Source organism: Nocardiopsis lucentensis DSM 44048 (assembly GCF_000341125.1).
Taxonomy (GTDB): Bacteria; Actinomycetota; Actinomycetes; order Streptosporangiales; family Streptosporangiaceae; genus Nocardiopsis; species Nocardiopsis lucentensis.
This window is the reverse complement of record NZ_ANBC01000062.1, coordinates 1-15,201: the sequence shown is the minus strand read 5'-3', so window position 1 is coordinate 15,201 and position 15,201 is coordinate 1. Positions and strand designations below refer to the sequence as shown.

At 72.0% G+C, this 15,201-nt stretch carries 15 protein-coding genes; 6 read left to right on the top strand and 9 right to left on the bottom strand.

The genetic code is table 11. From position 1 onward, the window contains the following. Nucleotides 1-746 (bottom strand): galactokinase family protein (locus tag D471_RS0101900; RefSeq protein ID WP_241479546.1); only part of this gene is annotated, 746 nt, incomplete at its 3' end. A gap of 160 nt (nt 747-906) precedes the next feature. On the opposite strand from D471_RS0101900, the gene D471_RS32590 reads away from it, so the two are divergent. The 5 genes from D471_RS32590 (at nt 907) to D471_RS0101875 (ending at nt 6,479) form a co-directional block, all read left to right on the top strand. Next, nucleotides 907-2,082 (top strand): YhjD/YihY/BrkB family envelope integrity protein, encoded by a 1,176-nt coding sequence (locus D471_RS32590; protein WP_241479545.1) that lies wholly within the window; start codon nt 907-909, stop codon nt 2,080-2,082. Between the two features lie 87 nt (nt 2,083-2,169). Next, nucleotides 2,170-3,342: a glutamate--cysteine ligase gene (locus tag D471_RS0101890; RefSeq protein WP_017597060.1), complete on the top strand. Its 1,173-nt coding sequence runs from the start codon at nt 2,170-2,172 to the stop codon at nt 3,340-3,342. Between the two features lie 26 nt (nt 3,343-3,368). Beyond that, nucleotides 3,369-4,607: an amidohydrolase gene (locus tag D471_RS0101885; RefSeq protein WP_017597059.1), complete on the top strand. Its 1,239-nt coding sequence runs from the start codon at nt 3,369-3,371 to the stop codon at nt 4,605-4,607. Nucleotides 4,608-4,749: 142 nt separating this feature from the next. Continuing rightward, nucleotides 4,750-5,847, top strand: coding sequence for an adenosine deaminase (locus D471_RS0101880; RefSeq protein ID WP_017597058.1), 1,098 nt, complete (start codon nt 4,750-4,752; stop codon nt 5,845-5,847). Further along, nucleotides 5,832-6,479: a PH domain-containing protein gene (locus tag D471_RS0101875; protein ID WP_017597057.1), complete on the top strand. Its 648-nt coding sequence runs from the start codon at nt 5,832-5,834 to the stop codon at nt 6,477-6,479. The genes D471_RS0101880 and D471_RS0101875 overlap by 16 nt, the downstream gene beginning before the upstream one ends. 591 nt (nt 6,480-7,070) lie before the next feature. On the opposite strand, the gene D471_RS0101870 is transcribed toward D471_RS0101875, so the two are convergent. Beyond that, the gene (locus D471_RS0101870; RefSeq protein ID WP_017597056.1) at nt 7,071-7,895 is read right to left on the bottom strand and encodes a purine-nucleoside phosphorylase; all 825 of its coding nucleotides are present in this window, start codon (nt 7,893-7,895) and stop codon (nt 7,071-7,073) included. 392 nt (nt 7,896-8,287) lie between these two features. Between D471_RS0101870 and D471_RS0101865 the strand changes: the two genes are divergently transcribed. After that, nucleotides 8,288-9,670: an NAD(P)H-quinone dehydrogenase gene (locus D471_RS0101865; protein ID WP_017597055.1), complete on the top strand. Its 1,383-nt coding sequence runs from the start codon at nt 8,288-8,290 to the stop codon at nt 9,668-9,670. A 102-nt stretch (nt 9,671-9,772) separates the two neighbouring features. On the opposite strand, the gene D471_RS0101860 is transcribed toward D471_RS0101865, so the two are convergent. The 7 genes from D471_RS0101860 to D471_RS39950 all read right to left on the bottom strand — a co-directional run. Next, nucleotides 9,773-10,840, bottom strand: coding sequence for an ABC transporter permease (locus D471_RS0101860; protein ID WP_017597054.1), 1,068 nt, complete (start codon nt 10,838-10,840; stop codon nt 9,773-9,775). Beyond that, nucleotides 10,837-11,463, bottom strand: coding sequence for an ATP-binding cassette domain-containing protein (locus tag D471_RS0101855; protein ID WP_017597053.1), 627 nt, complete (start codon nt 11,461-11,463; stop codon nt 10,837-10,839). The genes D471_RS0101860 and D471_RS0101855 overlap by 4 nt, the downstream gene beginning before the upstream one ends. Continuing rightward, nucleotides 11,460-12,503 (bottom strand): peptidoglycan-binding domain-containing protein, encoded by a 1,044-nt coding sequence (locus tag D471_RS0101850; RefSeq protein ID WP_017597052.1) that lies wholly within the window; start codon nt 12,501-12,503, stop codon nt 11,460-11,462. Before D471_RS0101850 ends, D471_RS0101855 begins: the two co-directional genes overlap by 4 nt. A 33-nt stretch (nt 12,504-12,536) precedes the next feature. After that, nucleotides 12,537-12,956 (bottom strand): hypothetical protein, encoded by a 420-nt coding sequence (locus D471_RS0101845; RefSeq protein ID WP_017597051.1) that lies wholly within the window; start codon nt 12,954-12,956, stop codon nt 12,537-12,539. 293 nt (nt 12,957-13,249) lie between these two features. Beyond that, nucleotides 13,250-13,831: a hypothetical protein gene (locus D471_RS37495; RefSeq protein ID WP_017597050.1), complete on the bottom strand. Its 582-nt coding sequence runs from the start codon at nt 13,829-13,831 to the stop codon at nt 13,250-13,252. 159 nt (nt 13,832-13,990) lie between these two features. Beyond that, complete coding sequence (locus D471_RS32580) at nt 13,991-14,344, bottom strand: hypothetical protein (protein WP_017597049.1); 354 nt, start codon at nt 14,342-14,344, stop codon at nt 13,991-13,993. A 264-nt stretch (nt 14,345-14,608) separates the two neighbouring features. Next, nucleotides 14,609-15,201: FtsX-like permease family protein (locus D471_RS39950; RefSeq protein ID WP_040687908.1), on the bottom strand; the 593-nt coding region annotated here is incomplete at its 5' end.

Here is a 15,201-nt window from a genome sequence, read left to right as displayed (position 1 = left end):
ACCCGCTGGCGCAGCCGCCGGTCGGGCAGCTTCCGCAGGGCGGCGCGCAGGTCGCCCACGGACCGGAGGGGACCCAGGACCTCCTGGGCGGACCGGATCGCGGCGGCGTGCGCGGGTCTCGGGTCGCGACGCGGCAGGGCGCCGGTGTCGATGACGAGCAGCCGCAGCCCCTCCTCCGCCAGGTCGAACGGCAGCGCTCTGGTGCGCAGCGTCCTCAGGTTCACCCTGACCGAGTGTCCCGGCCGCGCCGCGAGAGCCACGCGCTGGTCCGCGTCAGCGCCCTCCGGGGGAGGGCCGCCCGCGAGGTCGGCGAGGGCGAGCGCGACCGCTGCCCCCGCGGCCGCCGCGCGCCCCAGGGACGCCCGCTCGGGCAGATCGGAGTCCAGGAGGACTCGGGCCCCCTGGTCGGCTCGGAGGAGGCCGCTCCCACGAGCCTCGTCGACCGCCTCGGCCACCGCCCGCGCGGCGCGCTCGCGGGCTCTCAGCGGGCCTCTGGGCGTGGCCACGCGTACGTCGCCGCCCGGGGCGATCCCCACGGCGGCGGTCACGCCCCAGGGCAGGGCGGCGTACAGGGCGGCGCCGCCGCTGGCAGCCGTGTGCTCGCCCAGGAGCGCCACCCGTCCCGGCGCGTGCCAGACACCCCCGGCCACCATGCCGTAGGCGGTGGCGAAGTCCCCCGCCAACGCGTCGGCGTCCGGAGCGGTCGTCGGCCATTCCCCCCGGGGCCCCGCCGGACGCAGGCCCAACGCGGCACGCCACCGTGCCCCCGTACCCCCCACCTGTCAACCTCTCTCACTCGGTGAACACCCGTTCCACAAGTCTGCCGCCGGGGCCGAGCGTGGCGGGTTCCCCCTCCCCGTGGGGCTGGTTACGGTTGCGGTCCACCACCGGCGCGGAAGGGGAGCCATGCCCGCAGTGCTGAACCGGGCCCGGGACACGGCCCGCCACTACCGGAACCTCGCCATGGACTCCTACTGGGGTCTTCGGCGCAGGAGGCCGGGCGTCGACCATCTGGTCCGCGCCTACGAGCGTTACGCCGACCGCAACGGCGGCCTCCTGGCCGGAGCGGTGACGTATTTCACTTTCCTGTCCTTCTTTCCGCTGATCGCGTTGGCCTTCGCCGCGCTCGGCTTCGTCGTCGCGGCGGGCGGTCCGGAGCTGACCACCTACTTCGAGCAGGCCCTGGACGAGGTCCTGCCCGGCCTGTCCGAAGAGCTGCCCATGGAGCAGGTCGCCCGCGCGCGCGTGGGCGCGGGGCTCATCGGTGTGCTCGGCCTGCTCTACGCCGGGTTGAACGCGGTCTCGGAGCTGCGCCAGGCGCTGCACTCGATCTGGCTCAAGAGCGTCAAGGACGGCCCCAACTACCTCGTGCGCAAGGGGGCCGACCTGCTCGTCATGGTCGGCCTGGGGGCGGCCCTGCTGTTCACGGTCGCCTTCACCAGCGTCGCGCAGGCCGCCACGACCTGGCTGCTGTCGTGGGTGGGCCTGGACGGCTCCGTGCTGGCCAACCTCGCCCTGCGCGCGCTCGCCGTGGCCATCGCGGTGGCCGCCAACTCGCTCATCTTCGTGCTGGCCTTCTCCCTGCTGTCCGGCAGCGGGCGGCCCACCCGGGCGATGTGGCGGGGCGCGCTGATCGGCGCGGTCGGTTTCGAGGTCCTCAAGGCCGCCGCCGCGATGCTGCTCGCCGGAACCCTGAGCAACCCCGTGTACGCGTCCTTCGCGGTCCTGGTGGGGCTGCTGGTGTGGATCAACCTGGTGATGCGCCTGGTGATGTTCAGCGCNCGTGCCTGCCGATGCCGCCCCCCTACACCGGGACCCTGCCCCTTCCGGAGCAGAACGGGCTCCACTGGACCAGGACGGTTCCCGCCCCGCGGGTGTCCAAGGGGGCGGGGCGGGAGCGGCGCGCCGCTCAGCGCGCGCTGGCCGCCGCGTTGTCGCTGGTCGGTGCCGTGGGTGCGGCCGGGGTCGCGGCGTGGGCGCTGCGCGACCGTGATTCCGGAGGGGAATGATCCTCCTTCACGCGTGAGGAAATTACCTCACTGTGCGTTCCCGTCCCGTATGCGCGAGGTGTCGACAGGGTAGTCCTCCTCTGTCCCGGTTGACCGTTTCATCGGGGCGCACCGACTGCCGACCATGAGACCGTCGGCGATCACCCCCCTCGGAGGGCAGATGGGAATCGCATTCAAGTCGTCCGAACGCGCGACGCTCGGCGTGGAGTGGGAACTCCAGCTCGTCGACCGCAGCAGCCGACACCTGAGGCAGGAGGCGCAGGAACTCCTTTCCGAACTCCCGGACCTCAGTGCGGGCGGGGACGGGCCCCCGCTTCGGCACGAACTGATGCAGTCGCAGGTGGAGGTCGTGACCGGTATCTGCGAGACGGTCGAGGACGCCAAGCTCGACCTCACCCGCAACATCGACCGGATGCGGGACGTCCTCGAACCGCGCGGAACCACCCTGACCTGCTCGGGAACCCACCCGATCGACGACTGGCGGGACCAGTCGTTCAGCCCCGGGGAACGCTACGGGGAGTTGGTCGAGCAGATGCAGTGGCTCGCGCGGCGGATCCTCACCTGCGGGGTCCACGTCCACGTGGGGGTGCGCAGCCAGGAGAAGGCCATTCCCATGGTGAACGCACTTGCGAAGTTCCTCCCGCATTTTCTCGCTTTGAGTGCTTCCAGCCCATTTTGGAGTGGGCACGACACGGGTCTGGCCTCCGCCCGATCCGTCGTCTTCGGTGCCCTTCCCACGTCCGGACCGCCGCCGAACCTGTCCGGGTGGTCGGCTTTCGAGGAATACCTCGAAACGCTTCTGCGGGCGGGTACCATCGCCTCTATCAAGGAAGTGTGGTGGGACATCCGGCCGCACCCGGATTTCGGCACCGTCGAGATCCGGATGTTCGACGGGATTCCCACCCTGCGCGAGGTGGGAATGGCCGCCGCGCTCTGCCAGAGTCTGGTGGAGCTGTTCGACCACCAGCTCGACCGGGGGTACGGGCTACCCAACCCGCCGTCCTGGCTGGTGAGCGACAACAAGTGGCGGGCCACCCGCTACGGACTCGACGCTCGTGTGATCACGGACGGGCACGGAACCACGGTGCCGATCCGGGATGACCTGTACGAGCTGGTCCGCGAGCTGCGACCGATCGCGGCCCGCCTGGGCTGCGCCGAGGACCTGGACCTGGTCTCCGAGATCCTGGACAAGGGTGCCTCCTACGAACGGCAGCGCGCGGTCGTCGCCGAGGGCGGATCGCTCGACGACGTCGTGGACATGCTCGCCGCCGAGCTCCGGGGCGGCCTCGCCCGCGCAGAGGTCAGTGTCGGCGACGGAGCCGGTGCGCGCTGATACGCGAATGAAGAGGGGACCCTCGCATGCAGGGACGTGACCTGCCGGAGCAGTTGACCGCTTTTCTGGCGCGCCATGAGCGGGAGTTCACCGGCTTCCGCCGGGACCTGCACATGCACCCCGAGCTCGCCTTCGCCGAGCACCGCACCACCGGGCGGATCGCCGAGCGGCTGCGCGAGGTGGGTCTGCGCCCGCGGGTCCTTCCGCAGGGCACCGGCCTGGTGTGCGACATCGGTTCGGGCCCGGGCCCCCTGGTCGCGCTGAGGGCCGACATCGACGCCCTGCCGATCACCGACGAGAAGTCGGGGGTTCCCTACCGCTCCACCGTTCCCGGCGCCGCCCACGCCTGCGGGCACGACGTGCACACCACGGTCCTGCTGGCGTCGGCGGTCTTTCTCGCGCAGCAGGACCGCGCGGGGGCCCTCCCGGGGCGGGTCCGGCTGGTCTTCCAACCCGCCGAGGAGCTGCCCGGCGGCGCGGTCGAGGTGGTCAACGACGGAGCGATGAAGGGCGTGGACCGCATCTTCGCCCTGCACTGCGACCCCCGCCTGATGGTGGGCAAGGTCGGGCTACGCGTGGGCGGCATCACCGCCGCCTGCGACCAGCTCATGGTGCGGCTGTCGGGGCCGGGCGGCCACACCGCGCGCCCGCACCTGACCTCCGACCTCGTCTACGCCATGGGCAAGGTGGTCACCGAGCTGCCCGCCGCGCTGTCCCGACTCGTCGACCCGCGCGCCGGGTTCAGTCTGGTCTGGGGCCGGATCAGCGCGGGGGCGGCACCCAACGTCATCCCCGACGACGCGGTCGCCGAGGGCACCGTGCGCTGCCTGGACGACGAGGCCTGGCACGCGGCGCCGGACATCGTCAAGGGCCTGGTCGAGTCCGTGGCCTCCGTCTACGGAGCCGAGGCCGAGGTCACCTACCGCCGCGGAGTCCCGCCCACCATCAACGAGGCCGAGAGCGTGGAGATCATGCGCGAGGCGGTCGGACTGGCTCTCGGCCCGGAGGCGGTGGCCAGCACTCCCCAGAGCCTGGGCGGGGAGGACTTCGCGTGGTACCTGGAGCACGTGCCCGGTGCCCTGGCGCGCCTGGGCACCCACTCGCCGGACTGGGACGGCCCCATGCTGGACCTGCACCGGGGGACCTTCGACGTCGACGAACACGCCATCGACGTGGGTACCCGCTTCATGGTCACCACGGCGATGACCGCGCTGTGGAACGCCGCCCGAACCGGGGAGCGGATGGACGACGAGGCCCTCGCCTGACCGGGCTTGTTCTGGTCCTCCGCTTCGCTTCGGGTGACCGCTCCAGGAAACCGCCACGTTTCCTGGGGCGGATCTACCGGATTCTCGGAAACTTGGCGTCGGCGTGGGCGGGCGCGTGCCGCCCGGGTGGCATTCTGAGGGTATGAACCACCCACTCACAGTTGAGCAGATCCGGCGGGCGCCGAAGGTCCTGCTGCACGACCACCTCGACGGCGGCCTGCGCCCGTCCACCATCGTCGAACTGGCGCGGGAGGTCGGCTACACCGGTCTGCCGACGTACGACCCCGCGGAACTGGGCGTGTGGTTCCGCGAGGCCTCCGACTCCGGCTCCCTGGAGCGCTACCTGGAGACCTTCGCGCACACGACCGCCGTCATGCAGACGCGCGACGCGCTCGTGCGGGTGGCGGCCGAGGCGGCCGAGGACCTGGCCGCCGACGGCGTGGTCTACGCCGAGCAGCGCTACGCCCCCGAGCAGCACCTGGCGTCCGGGCTGACCCTGGAGGAGGTCGTCGAGGCCGTCCAGGAGGGGCTGGAGCTGGGCGAGAAGCGCGCCGCCGACCAGGGACGCAGCATCCGTACCGGCCAGCTGGTCACCGCGATGCGGCACGCGGCCCGTTCGTCGGAGATCGCCGAGCTGGCCGTGCGCTACCGGGACGCCGGGGTGTCCGGTTTCGACATCGCGGGCGCCGAGGCGGGCAACCCGCCCACCCGCCACCTGGACGCGTTCGAGTACCTGCGCCGCGAGAACTTCCACTTCACCATCCACGCGGGTGAGGCGTTCGGCCTGCCGTCCATCTGGGAGGCCCTCCAGTGGTGCGGGTGCGACCGCCTGGGCCACGGCGTGCGCATCATCGACGACATCACCACCAACGAGAACGGCGTGCCGCGCCTGGGCCGCCTCGCGCAGTACGTGCGGGACAAGCGCGTCCCGCTGGAGATGTGCCCCAGCTCGAACGTCCAGACCGGCGCCGCCGAGTCCATCGCCGAACACCCCATCCGGCTCCTGCACGACCTGCGGTTCCGCGTCACGGTCAACACCGACAACCGGCTCCAGAGCGGTGTCACCCTGTCGGAGGAGTTCGCCAAGCTCTCCGAGGCCTTCGGCTACGGCTGGGACGACCTGGAGTGGTTCACGGTCAACGCGATGAAGTCGGCCTTCCTGCCCTTCGACGAGCGCCTGGCCCTGATCAACGGCGTCATCAAGCCCGGCTTCGCGCAGTTGAAGTGGGCGACGGTCTGATGGACCGAGGGGAGTCCACGACCCACGCCTCGACCTCCTCGCGGGTCCTGGCCCTGGTGTGGGTCGTCATCGCCGCCCTGTTGCTCGTCGACGTGTTCCTGCGCGGCGAGGGCCGCTCGGCGTGGATCGCGACCGCCGTGCTGGTGGCGAGCATCGCCGGGGTGTACCTGATGTGGCTCCGTCCGCGCGTGGTCTCCACCCCGCGTGGGCTGCGGGTGATCAACCCGGTCCGGGAGACCTTCGTGCCCTGGGCCGCGGTCGTGTGGGTGGACGTCACCGACGTGCTGCGCGTGCACACGCCGGGGGGGATCGTGCGCTCGTGGCCGCTGCGTGAGACGAAGCGCGCCAAGGTCCGCGAGAACCTCCGGCGCGACTCGGGGCTGGCCGACGAGCCCGACGACGACGCGGACCCCGCCCGTCAGCGTCCGGTGGACGTGGTCGCGAGTCAGTTGCGCCGGGACGCCGAGCGGCACAAGGCCCGGCCCCTGAGCGGACCGATCCGGGACGTGGCGGAGGCCGGCCCAGCCGCTCTGGGCGCGGAGGACGAGCCGCAGACGATGGTGCCGGTCGAGGTGATCGTCGTCCTGGCTTTGACGGCGCTGTTCGTCGTGGGGGCGCTCGTCCTGGCCTGAGCGGTTTCCCCAGGAACGGCCTGACGGGGCCCGGTCGTGGAGACCGGGCCCCGTCTCTCGCGCCGTGGGGTTGACGCGACCCTCGCCTTCTGGTTAGGTAAGGCATGCCTAAGGGAAAACGTCGGGCGGTCGGCTTCGCGCGGATGGTCGGCCGCCCGGTTCCTTCCCCGAGGCGTCGCGCGCGGTCCAACTGAATAACGGGAAGTAGAGGTGTCCGGTTCGCGAGTCCAACGGGATCTGCGGGGATCCCGCGCGAACGGCCACCAGGGAAGCATCACCTCCGGCCGCACCACGGCCGGTGCCGTCCACCCCAGGCCTCGGGGTGTACGCTCGCCACGCCGGTACCGGCCTCGCCCGGTGCGGCCGGAGGTGTCCCAGCCGGACGACTCGCGGGTTCACCCCGCGGTCCAGGGCCTTCCCGTGGCGCGAGTCAGGAGGCGCTCCGGCACGTCGCGAGTCCAACGGGGTCTGCGGGGATTCCGCGCGGCACCGGGGCCCGTCCTTCCCTGACGCGAATGCGAGCCCGGCTCACCCGTTCCGTACGGGGGCCGGGCTCCTCGCGTGCGCGCCGTCCCAGCGGTGGCCGGGGGGTCAGGCCCGGTCGATCACCCGGTACAGCAGTTCGCCGAGCCTCCGGGCCCGCTGCTTGACGACCTCCAGCGCCTGGTCGGACTCGAAGGGCTCCACCACCGATCTCATCGCGTCGTTGGTGACGATCGCCAGGCCCAGCACCTCCGCCCCCATCTCCACGGCCGCGATGGTCTCCAGGGCGATCGACCGACCGACCACGTCCGCCCCCGCCTGGCGGAGCACGGCCAGTTCGGCGGGCGTCTGGAGCTGGGGGCCCACCGTGGAGACGTACACCCCCTCGGCCAGCGACGGGTCCACGTCGTGGATGATCTCCCGCAGCCTCGGGCTGTAGGCCTCCGACAGGTCGACGAAGCGGGCCCCGGCCAGCGGCGAGCGCGCGGTCAGGTTGATGTGGTCGCGCACCACCACCGGCAGGCCCGGTGAGAAGTCGGCCCGCAGCGACCCGGCGGAACCGGTCAGGACCGCGACCCCCGCCCCGGCGGACAGGCCGGTGCGCACCGCGTGCGCGGCCCGCATCGGGTCGTGGGTCTCGTACTCGTGGACGCGCCCCATGAACACGACCACGCGCTTGTCGCCCACCCACATGCTCCGGACCTTGCTGGAGTGCCCCTTGGCGGTGGGGGAGACGAACCCGGGCAGCTCGGTGACGTCGAACTCGATGTCGGAGGAGCCCAGCGTGTCGACCGCGCCCGCCCAGCCCGACCCGAGCACCACCAGGGCGTCGAAGCTGTCGGCGCCCGCGCGGGACAACAGCTCCCGCGCCGCCTCGGCCGCGAGGTCCTTGGCATCGTCGGTCGTCTGGGGCGCCTGCTCTGTTTCACTCACAAGCCGGATGCTACCGCTGTGTAGTCGGATTGTTCCGGAACGCAACGCAGTGTGTCCGCCGGGCGGAATGGGCGGGGGTCGTCCCCGATGGGAGGGGAGGGCGGGACGCACGGTGATGGCGGGAACGCCCCGGGCCACCCCTCACCAGGCCCGATTCGCGGGCGTGAAGTGGTGTTCGTCCCATTCTCCGCCGCTGTGGGGCGGCGCACACGTCGTGAGGCGGTCCACGGCGGACGCGGGAGCCCGTCGACCGGGGGCGCCTGCGGTTTGCTCCGGTCGGGATGGACGACAATGGAACCAAGCGAAAAACCTGGTGGTGCCCTGCCATGCCCGATTTTCGCCCCGGACCGGGAACGGGCGCGGCGGCCCAACCGAAGAGGGAGTGAAGCAGCGTGACGAAGGTCGTGATCATCGGTGGCGGACCCGGGGGCTATGAGGCGGCGCTGGTCGCGGCGCAGCTCGGCGCGGACGTGACCGTGGTGGAACGCGACGGCATCGGCGGCGCCTGCGTCCTCACCGACTGCGTGCCCTCCAAGAGCCTCATCGCCACCTCCACGCGGACCACCTACGTACGCGAGGCGGACGCCCTCGGCATCAACGTCCACGACATCCACGACGGCAAGGCCGAGGTGGAGGTCGACCCCGGCCGGATCAACCCCCGCATCAAGGCGCTGGCCCGCGCCCAGTCCGACGACACCCGCGCCCGTCTGGTCAAGGAGGGGGTGGAGGTCGTCATCGGCGAGGCCCGCCTGGTCGACCCGCACATCGTGGCCGTCGGCGACCAGCGGATCCGCGCCGACGTCATCCTCATCGCCACCGGGGCCCACCCCCGCGAACTCCCCAGCGCCAAGCCCGACGGCGAGCGCATCCTCACCTGGCGCCACCTGTACGACATGGAGGAGCTCCCCGAGAAGCTCATCGTGGTCGGATCCGGCGTCACCGGAGCCGAGTTCGCCAGCGCCTACCAGTCCCTCGGCTCGAACGTCACCCTCGTCTCCTCGCGCGAGCACGTCATGCCCACCCAGGACGCCGACGCGGCCGAGGTCCTGGAGGACGTGTTCATGCGCCGCGGCATGACCGTCCTCAACCAGACCCGCGCCGAGTCGGTGGTGCGCACGGGCGACGGCGTCCAGGTCACCCTGACCGACGGTCGGACGGTCGAGGGCAGCCACTGCCTGATGACGGTCGGCATGATCCCCAACACCGAGGGGCTGGGCCTGGAGGAGGCCGGCGTCCGCCTGGGCCGGGGCGGGTTCGTCGAGGTCGACCGCGTCTCCCGCACCACCGTGCCGGGCGTCTACGCGGCCGGTGACTGCACCGGCGTCAACATGCTCGCCTCCGTCGCCGCCATGCAGGGCCGGATCGCCATGTGGCACGCCCTCGGCGAGGCCGTCTCCCCGCTGAAACTGTCCACGGTCGCCTCCACCGTGTTCACCCACCCGGAGCTGGCCGCGGTCGGCGCCAGCGAGGACGACGTGCGCAGCGGCCGGATCGACGGCCGGTCGGTGACGCTGCCGCTCAACACCAACCCGCGCGCCAAGATGAACGAGGTCAGGGAGGGCTTCGTCAAGTTGATCTGCCGCCAGCACACGGGCATCGTGCTCGGTGGCGTCATCGTCGGCCCGCGCGCCAGCGAGCTCATCCTCGCGGTGTCGGTCGCCGTTCAGCAGCGCCTGACCGTCGACGACCTGGCGCACACCTTCGCGGTGTACCCGTCGCTGTCGGGCAGCGTCACCGAGGCGGCGCGTTCGCTCATGCTGGCCTCGCCGGAGTAGGAGCGACCGGGACGGGGTCCCGGCCGGGGACAGGGGCCGCCGGGCGTCAGGCCAAGGACGCCGACGGCGGACCCCGCTCCCGTGGCCCGCGGGAACCGCGCGCTACCGGTCCTTGAAGTACCGGAACAGGTGCTCCTCGCGGATCATCGACACCGCCGCCACCGCGCCCGCCAGGACGGCCGGGACCGCCCCGACCGGCCCCCACACGTCCACCGCGAAGGTCTCCCAGGGGTCGGCCGGGTTGCCGACGTGGGCGGCGACGACCAGGGCGCACAGGGACAGCGCCAGACCCGCCAGGGACCACGCGGCCGCCTCCAGTACCGTCCCGACGAGCAGCGCGCGCCGAGACACCCCGACGTGCAGCGCGCCCGCCATCTCCAGCCGGCGCAGCCGTACGGACACGAAACCGAGCACCAGCCCGACCAGCGCGGCGGCGGGCAGCGCGAACCGGGTGGGCCGCTCGGCGAAGAGCGCGGCGCCGTCGAAGGTGGCGCCCAGGCTCGTGTTGAGCTGGGCGACGTTGACCGAGACCGTCGGGTCGGCCTCGGCGCGCACCGCCCACAGGAGCAGGTCGTCGGCCTCCTCGGTGGGCGGTCGGGTGTCGGCCCAGCACTCGTCGTAGCCGGTCGACGTGCCGCCCGGGACCACCACCGCGTAGCGCAGTCGGGAGTCGCGCCCGTCGTCCGGGTAGGGAAACACCCCGGCCACGGTCATCGGCTCGCCTCCGGTACGGAGCTCCTGCCCGGGACCGACCCCCAGCAGATCGGCCGTGTGGTCCGACACCCACACCCCGGACGCCGCCTCCGCGCGTACGCCGAGGACCTCCGCCATCCGCGGGGTGACGTGGAAGACGGGGACCGGGTGGTCGGGCATCGAGGACAGTCGCAGCCGGGCGCCCTCGGCCAGCGCTCCGGACGCCCGGACCGCCGGGAGGCCGATGAGCGCCTCGCAGGTCGCCCCGTCGATGTGGTCGGTCGCGGTCACCACGCGCACCGAGGCGCCGGAGTCGATGAAGGCGTCGGCGCGCCGGTGCAGGTCGACCACGCCGCGCGCGTCGGCCACGGCCAGGGTGCCGATCGCCAACCCCAGGCCGACGGCGAACAGCGCGGCCCGGGTGGTGCCGGTCCGCAGGTTGCGCCACACCTCGCCGAGCAGGTCGCGGACGTTCACTGCGCACCAGCTCCCGCCATCCGTTCGCCCAGGTCGATGACGTCCGTGCACGCCTTCCGGGTGTGCGGGTCGTGGGTGGCGATGACGACGATCACACCCTCCCGGGCGATCGCGCCCAGCGTGTCGTTCACGGTCTCGGCCGTGCGCAGGTCCAGCTGGGCGGTGGGTTCGTCCACCAGGAGGAGGTCGGGCGCCGAGCACACCGCGCGGGCCAGCATCAGGCGCTGGGCCTCGCCGCCGGAGAGCTGGCGGAAGGGGCGGTCGGCCACCTCGGTCAGGCGGAAGTCGGCCATCACCGCACGGGCGCGTGCCTCCGCCCCCCTCCTCCGTCGGCCGCGCGCGATCAGCGGCAGGGCCACATGGTCGAGCGCGCTGCGGCCGGGGACGCCGTAGGGGTTCTGGAACACCCATCCGACGCGGTGGACCGCGGTCGTCTCCACACTTCCGGCCGTGGGCTCCACCCAGCCGGCGAGGATGGACAGCAGGGTGGACTTGCCGCAGCCGGAAGGGCCGCACAGACCGGTGATCCGCCCGGGGAGCAGATCGAAGGACAGATCCTCGAACAGCATGGGGGCGCCGGGGAAGCGGTGCCCCAGAGCGTTCGCGCGCACGAGGGAGCTCACGCGTCGCCCCCCTCACATGAGGTCGCGGTGCGCGCCGGGCCCAGGTCGACCCGCTCGGGCAGCTCCACGCCCTCCTCGGGCACCACGATCGCGCTGCCCAGGGAGGAACCGACCACTCGGACGGCGTACACCGAGTCCCCGGAGGCCAGGCAGCCCCCGGTTTCGGTCTCGTCGAACACCGCGCCCGGGGGCACGGAGTAGGCGTCGACGGGTTCGACCAGTTCCAGAGCGCCGTTGACCGGCTCCTCCTCACCGCCGACGGCCGCCCGCGCGGCGGGGGTGTCGGCGAGCTCCCGGAGGAAGTCGGGGTCGTCGATGAGGCCGTCCTCGGACACGGGGCCGGTCGAGCCGCTGATCGTCACCTGCCGCTTCCCGGACAGCGAGGTCTGCGGCATCGGTTCGATCCGCGCCGACTCGAGGGTGCCGCTGATCGCCGCGAGGGGGGTACCCGGGCTGACGTCTGCCCCGGGCAGGCCGGAGCACTCCTCGACGGAGACCTCGGAGGCGGGCATCCAGACCAGGTCCGCGCGCGACAGGCTGTAGGAGGGGTCGTCGAATCCGACGTCGTCCATCAGCATCCGGACGGTGCGCGCGGTCTCCCACCCGTACACGCCGTCGACGGTGACGTCGTGGCCGAGCCGGGCGAGTTCGTCCTGGAGGGCGCGCACGTCATCCCCCCGGTGGCCGCGGCGCAGGTCCCGGTGCGGCGGTATCGAGGTGGCCAGCCCGAGGACGGGTTCGTCGTCGACCCGAGCGACCGCCGTCCCCGACTCCAGGGTGCCCCCGGCGGTGCACTCGGTCGCGGTCAGGGTTCCGTTCCCCCGCAGGAGCAGGTCGAGGGTGGGCGCGACGGAGAACCGCACCGGCACGGTCCGTTCGTCGGTGTAGGGCTCGGCGAGCACCGGCGCCGAGTCGAGGTCGGTGGCCGCGGTCAGGTCGGAGGGCGGGTCCGCGGGGCGCAGGAGGAAACCGGCCGTGCCACCCGCCGCGAGGACGAGCAGCAGGGCCAGGAGGGTGGTTCCGCTGGGTCGGATCTTCACGAGACGTCCTGGGAGGAGAGGGGTCGGTGGTGGTCAGTCCTCGGTGTCGGACGACGACCCGGATTCTCCGCCGAAGTCGATCTCGACGCCGGTCAGGTCGAGGCAGGTGTCGAACTCGGCGTGCCCGGTGTCGACCAGGCCGCTTCCGAACCCGCCGAAGATGTCCTCCTCGAGCTGTTCGACGGTGTAGCCCTCCTCGGCCGCGCCCGCTTCGACCAGGCAGTCCACGGCCGGTTGGAACTCCTCGCCGAAGGCGGGGCCGTCGGGGGCGCCGCTGGCGGCGACGTCCTCCTCGACGGCGCTCTCCACGGCCGACGGCGCCGCGGACGGATCGGTGGGCGAGTCGCTGGTGGACTCCCCCGGTTCCTGCCCGGGCTGGGAACACGCGGAGGCGAACAGGGCCAGCGCGCCCAGGGCGAGCACGCGGCGGACGGTGCGGTGGTGTGCGTTCATGCGGTTCTTCACCTTTCCTCGTGGGTTCGGTCTGGTCCTCGGTGGGGCTGGACGGCCCGGGAGCGCCGGGCGGGCCCGCCGTGTCCGAGCCGTTCGACGGGAGCTCAGCTGCTCGGCGCCCGGCGGCGACTCGACCGCCGACGGGAGGGAGCGGTGGAGCACGCACGCTCACAAGCCGTCTCCGCGGGCGGGTGTACCATGCCCTTGCCGTTCGCCTCGTCGCGGTCGGTGGGGGTGGGACCGAGCGAATTGCGGTCGCTCGGTCCCACCCGTCAGGCGCGGGGCGCCCGGGGTCATCCGGATTCGGGGCCCACGATGGCGATACCGCCCTGGGCCAGGCAGTCGGCGACATCCGGGTCGCCCACGTCGAACGGCGCGTCCTCGAAGCCCGACTCGGACGACGCCTCGAAGTCCTCGTCGAACTGTTCGGCCGTGTAGTCGGCGGAGACCGCGCCCAGGTCGATGAGGCAGTCGACGATGAGCTCGGAGGGCTCGCGGCCCTCGGGGTTGTTGAGCTGCATGTTGTAGGCGGCCTCGATCGCGGCGACGGTTCCGATCGCGCACTCCTCACTCCGGTCCATGTACTCGTTGAACTCCTCCTCGCCCTCGGGCCAGGTGACGGGTTCGCTGGTATAGAGACCGTTGGGCTGCTTGGTGTGCGTCTCCTCGAAGCCGAGCCCCTCCATGCACTCGACGTATCGGGAATGCGCCTCCTCGTAGTCGTCCGCGGTCAGTCCGCCGTTTTCGATGGCGCGCTCGAACACCTCGCGCTCGAAGTCGTTCTCGGCCGAGTCCCGAAACTGTTCGAAGAGCGCGACCAACGCGGCGTTCTCGGGTTCGGAGGCGTTTTCTCCGCCCGGGGAGCACGCGGTCATGAAGAGTAGGAAAAGAGATGCGACGGCGAATGTTCGGGCAGGGAATATGCGTGGCATGTCACCTCCGAGGGCGGGTGTCGTGGGCATTTTCAGCTGCCTCGNCCCCCCCCCGCCGATCGGGGGTGCTGGCCGGAAACGCCGTTCCGGTGTTAGTCGGCGCTAGTTGGCGATCTGCCAGCCGGAGTAGCGGGGGGTCGCCCCGTAGTAGTCGGCCGCGTAGGCGCGGGAGCTGCTGGTCGTCCACGCGGTCTGCGCGTAGTACCGTCCGTGCCGGGCCCAGGAGCGCCCGATGCCGCAGGTGTCGGTCACCGTGCCCGCGATCGAGCGGGAGGCGTTCACCGAGGTGTAGCCGTAGCAGGCGGCCGCTCCGACCTCGGCCGGCGCCGCGGCCGCGGAGGCCGGGGCGGTGACGGCCAGGCCGCCGCCCAGCACGAGCAGGGAGCTGAAGAACAGCCCGGCGGTACGCGAGGCCAGACGGGAGCGCAGGCCCACGAATTCGGTCGTGGAGGACATGGAAATCCCTTCGAGTGTCGATTGTTGCTAACAGCGCGCTGCACTCGCATTTATATGTTCTTAACCTGCGCGGGTCAATGTTGGATCCTGTTGGGGCAGCCTTATGCTGCGCTGAGTGAATCAAATCCTTGATTGATTCTGATTGTCGCGACTTCTGTTCTTGGTGATCAGCATCCCTGTTGTGGATGGCGCCCGGCCCCATGATCCGTTGAATGTCACTCTCGGTGACGAATGGCCGGATCCGGCCACGCTCGGTTTCCATATTCATGGGATCATCGGCCTTTCTTCACCGAGTCGGGAAGGGGTCAGCGCGGCGGCCAGGAGGGTCGCCAGGGCGATCACGGAGGCGAGGCAGGCCATGAGCAGGGGCCAGGGCACCACGATCGACCAGGCCGGATTGAAGTAGCCGAAGAAGTAGGCCTCCGCCAGGACCGCCGCGGCCCCCACCGCCAGTCCCGACACACCGCCCAGCAGCACGCCGATCCCCGCCGTCGTCGCGGCCCGCGCGCCCGCGAGCCGCCGTCCGGTGCGCGGATCTGCGCCCACGACCAGCAGTGTCGCGGCGTCCCGGCGGGAGTCGAGGGCGGCCAGTCGCACGGCCACCAGGCACGACCCCACCGCCACGACCCCCGCCAGCGCCAGGAGCACGTACATCTGCCTCGTCCTCGGGGAGGAGTAGGGGCGCTCCACGAACAACTCCGCCCCGGCGGCCCCGGCCACGGCGGCGCGGGCCCGGTCCGCGCGCGCCCGGGAGGGCGCGGGGCCGTTCCCGGCGACCAGGCCGACGGTGGCCGCCTCGCCTCCCCACTCCGCCAGCATCTCCGGAGGAACGATCAGGGCGTACTGCGCGCTGGGCC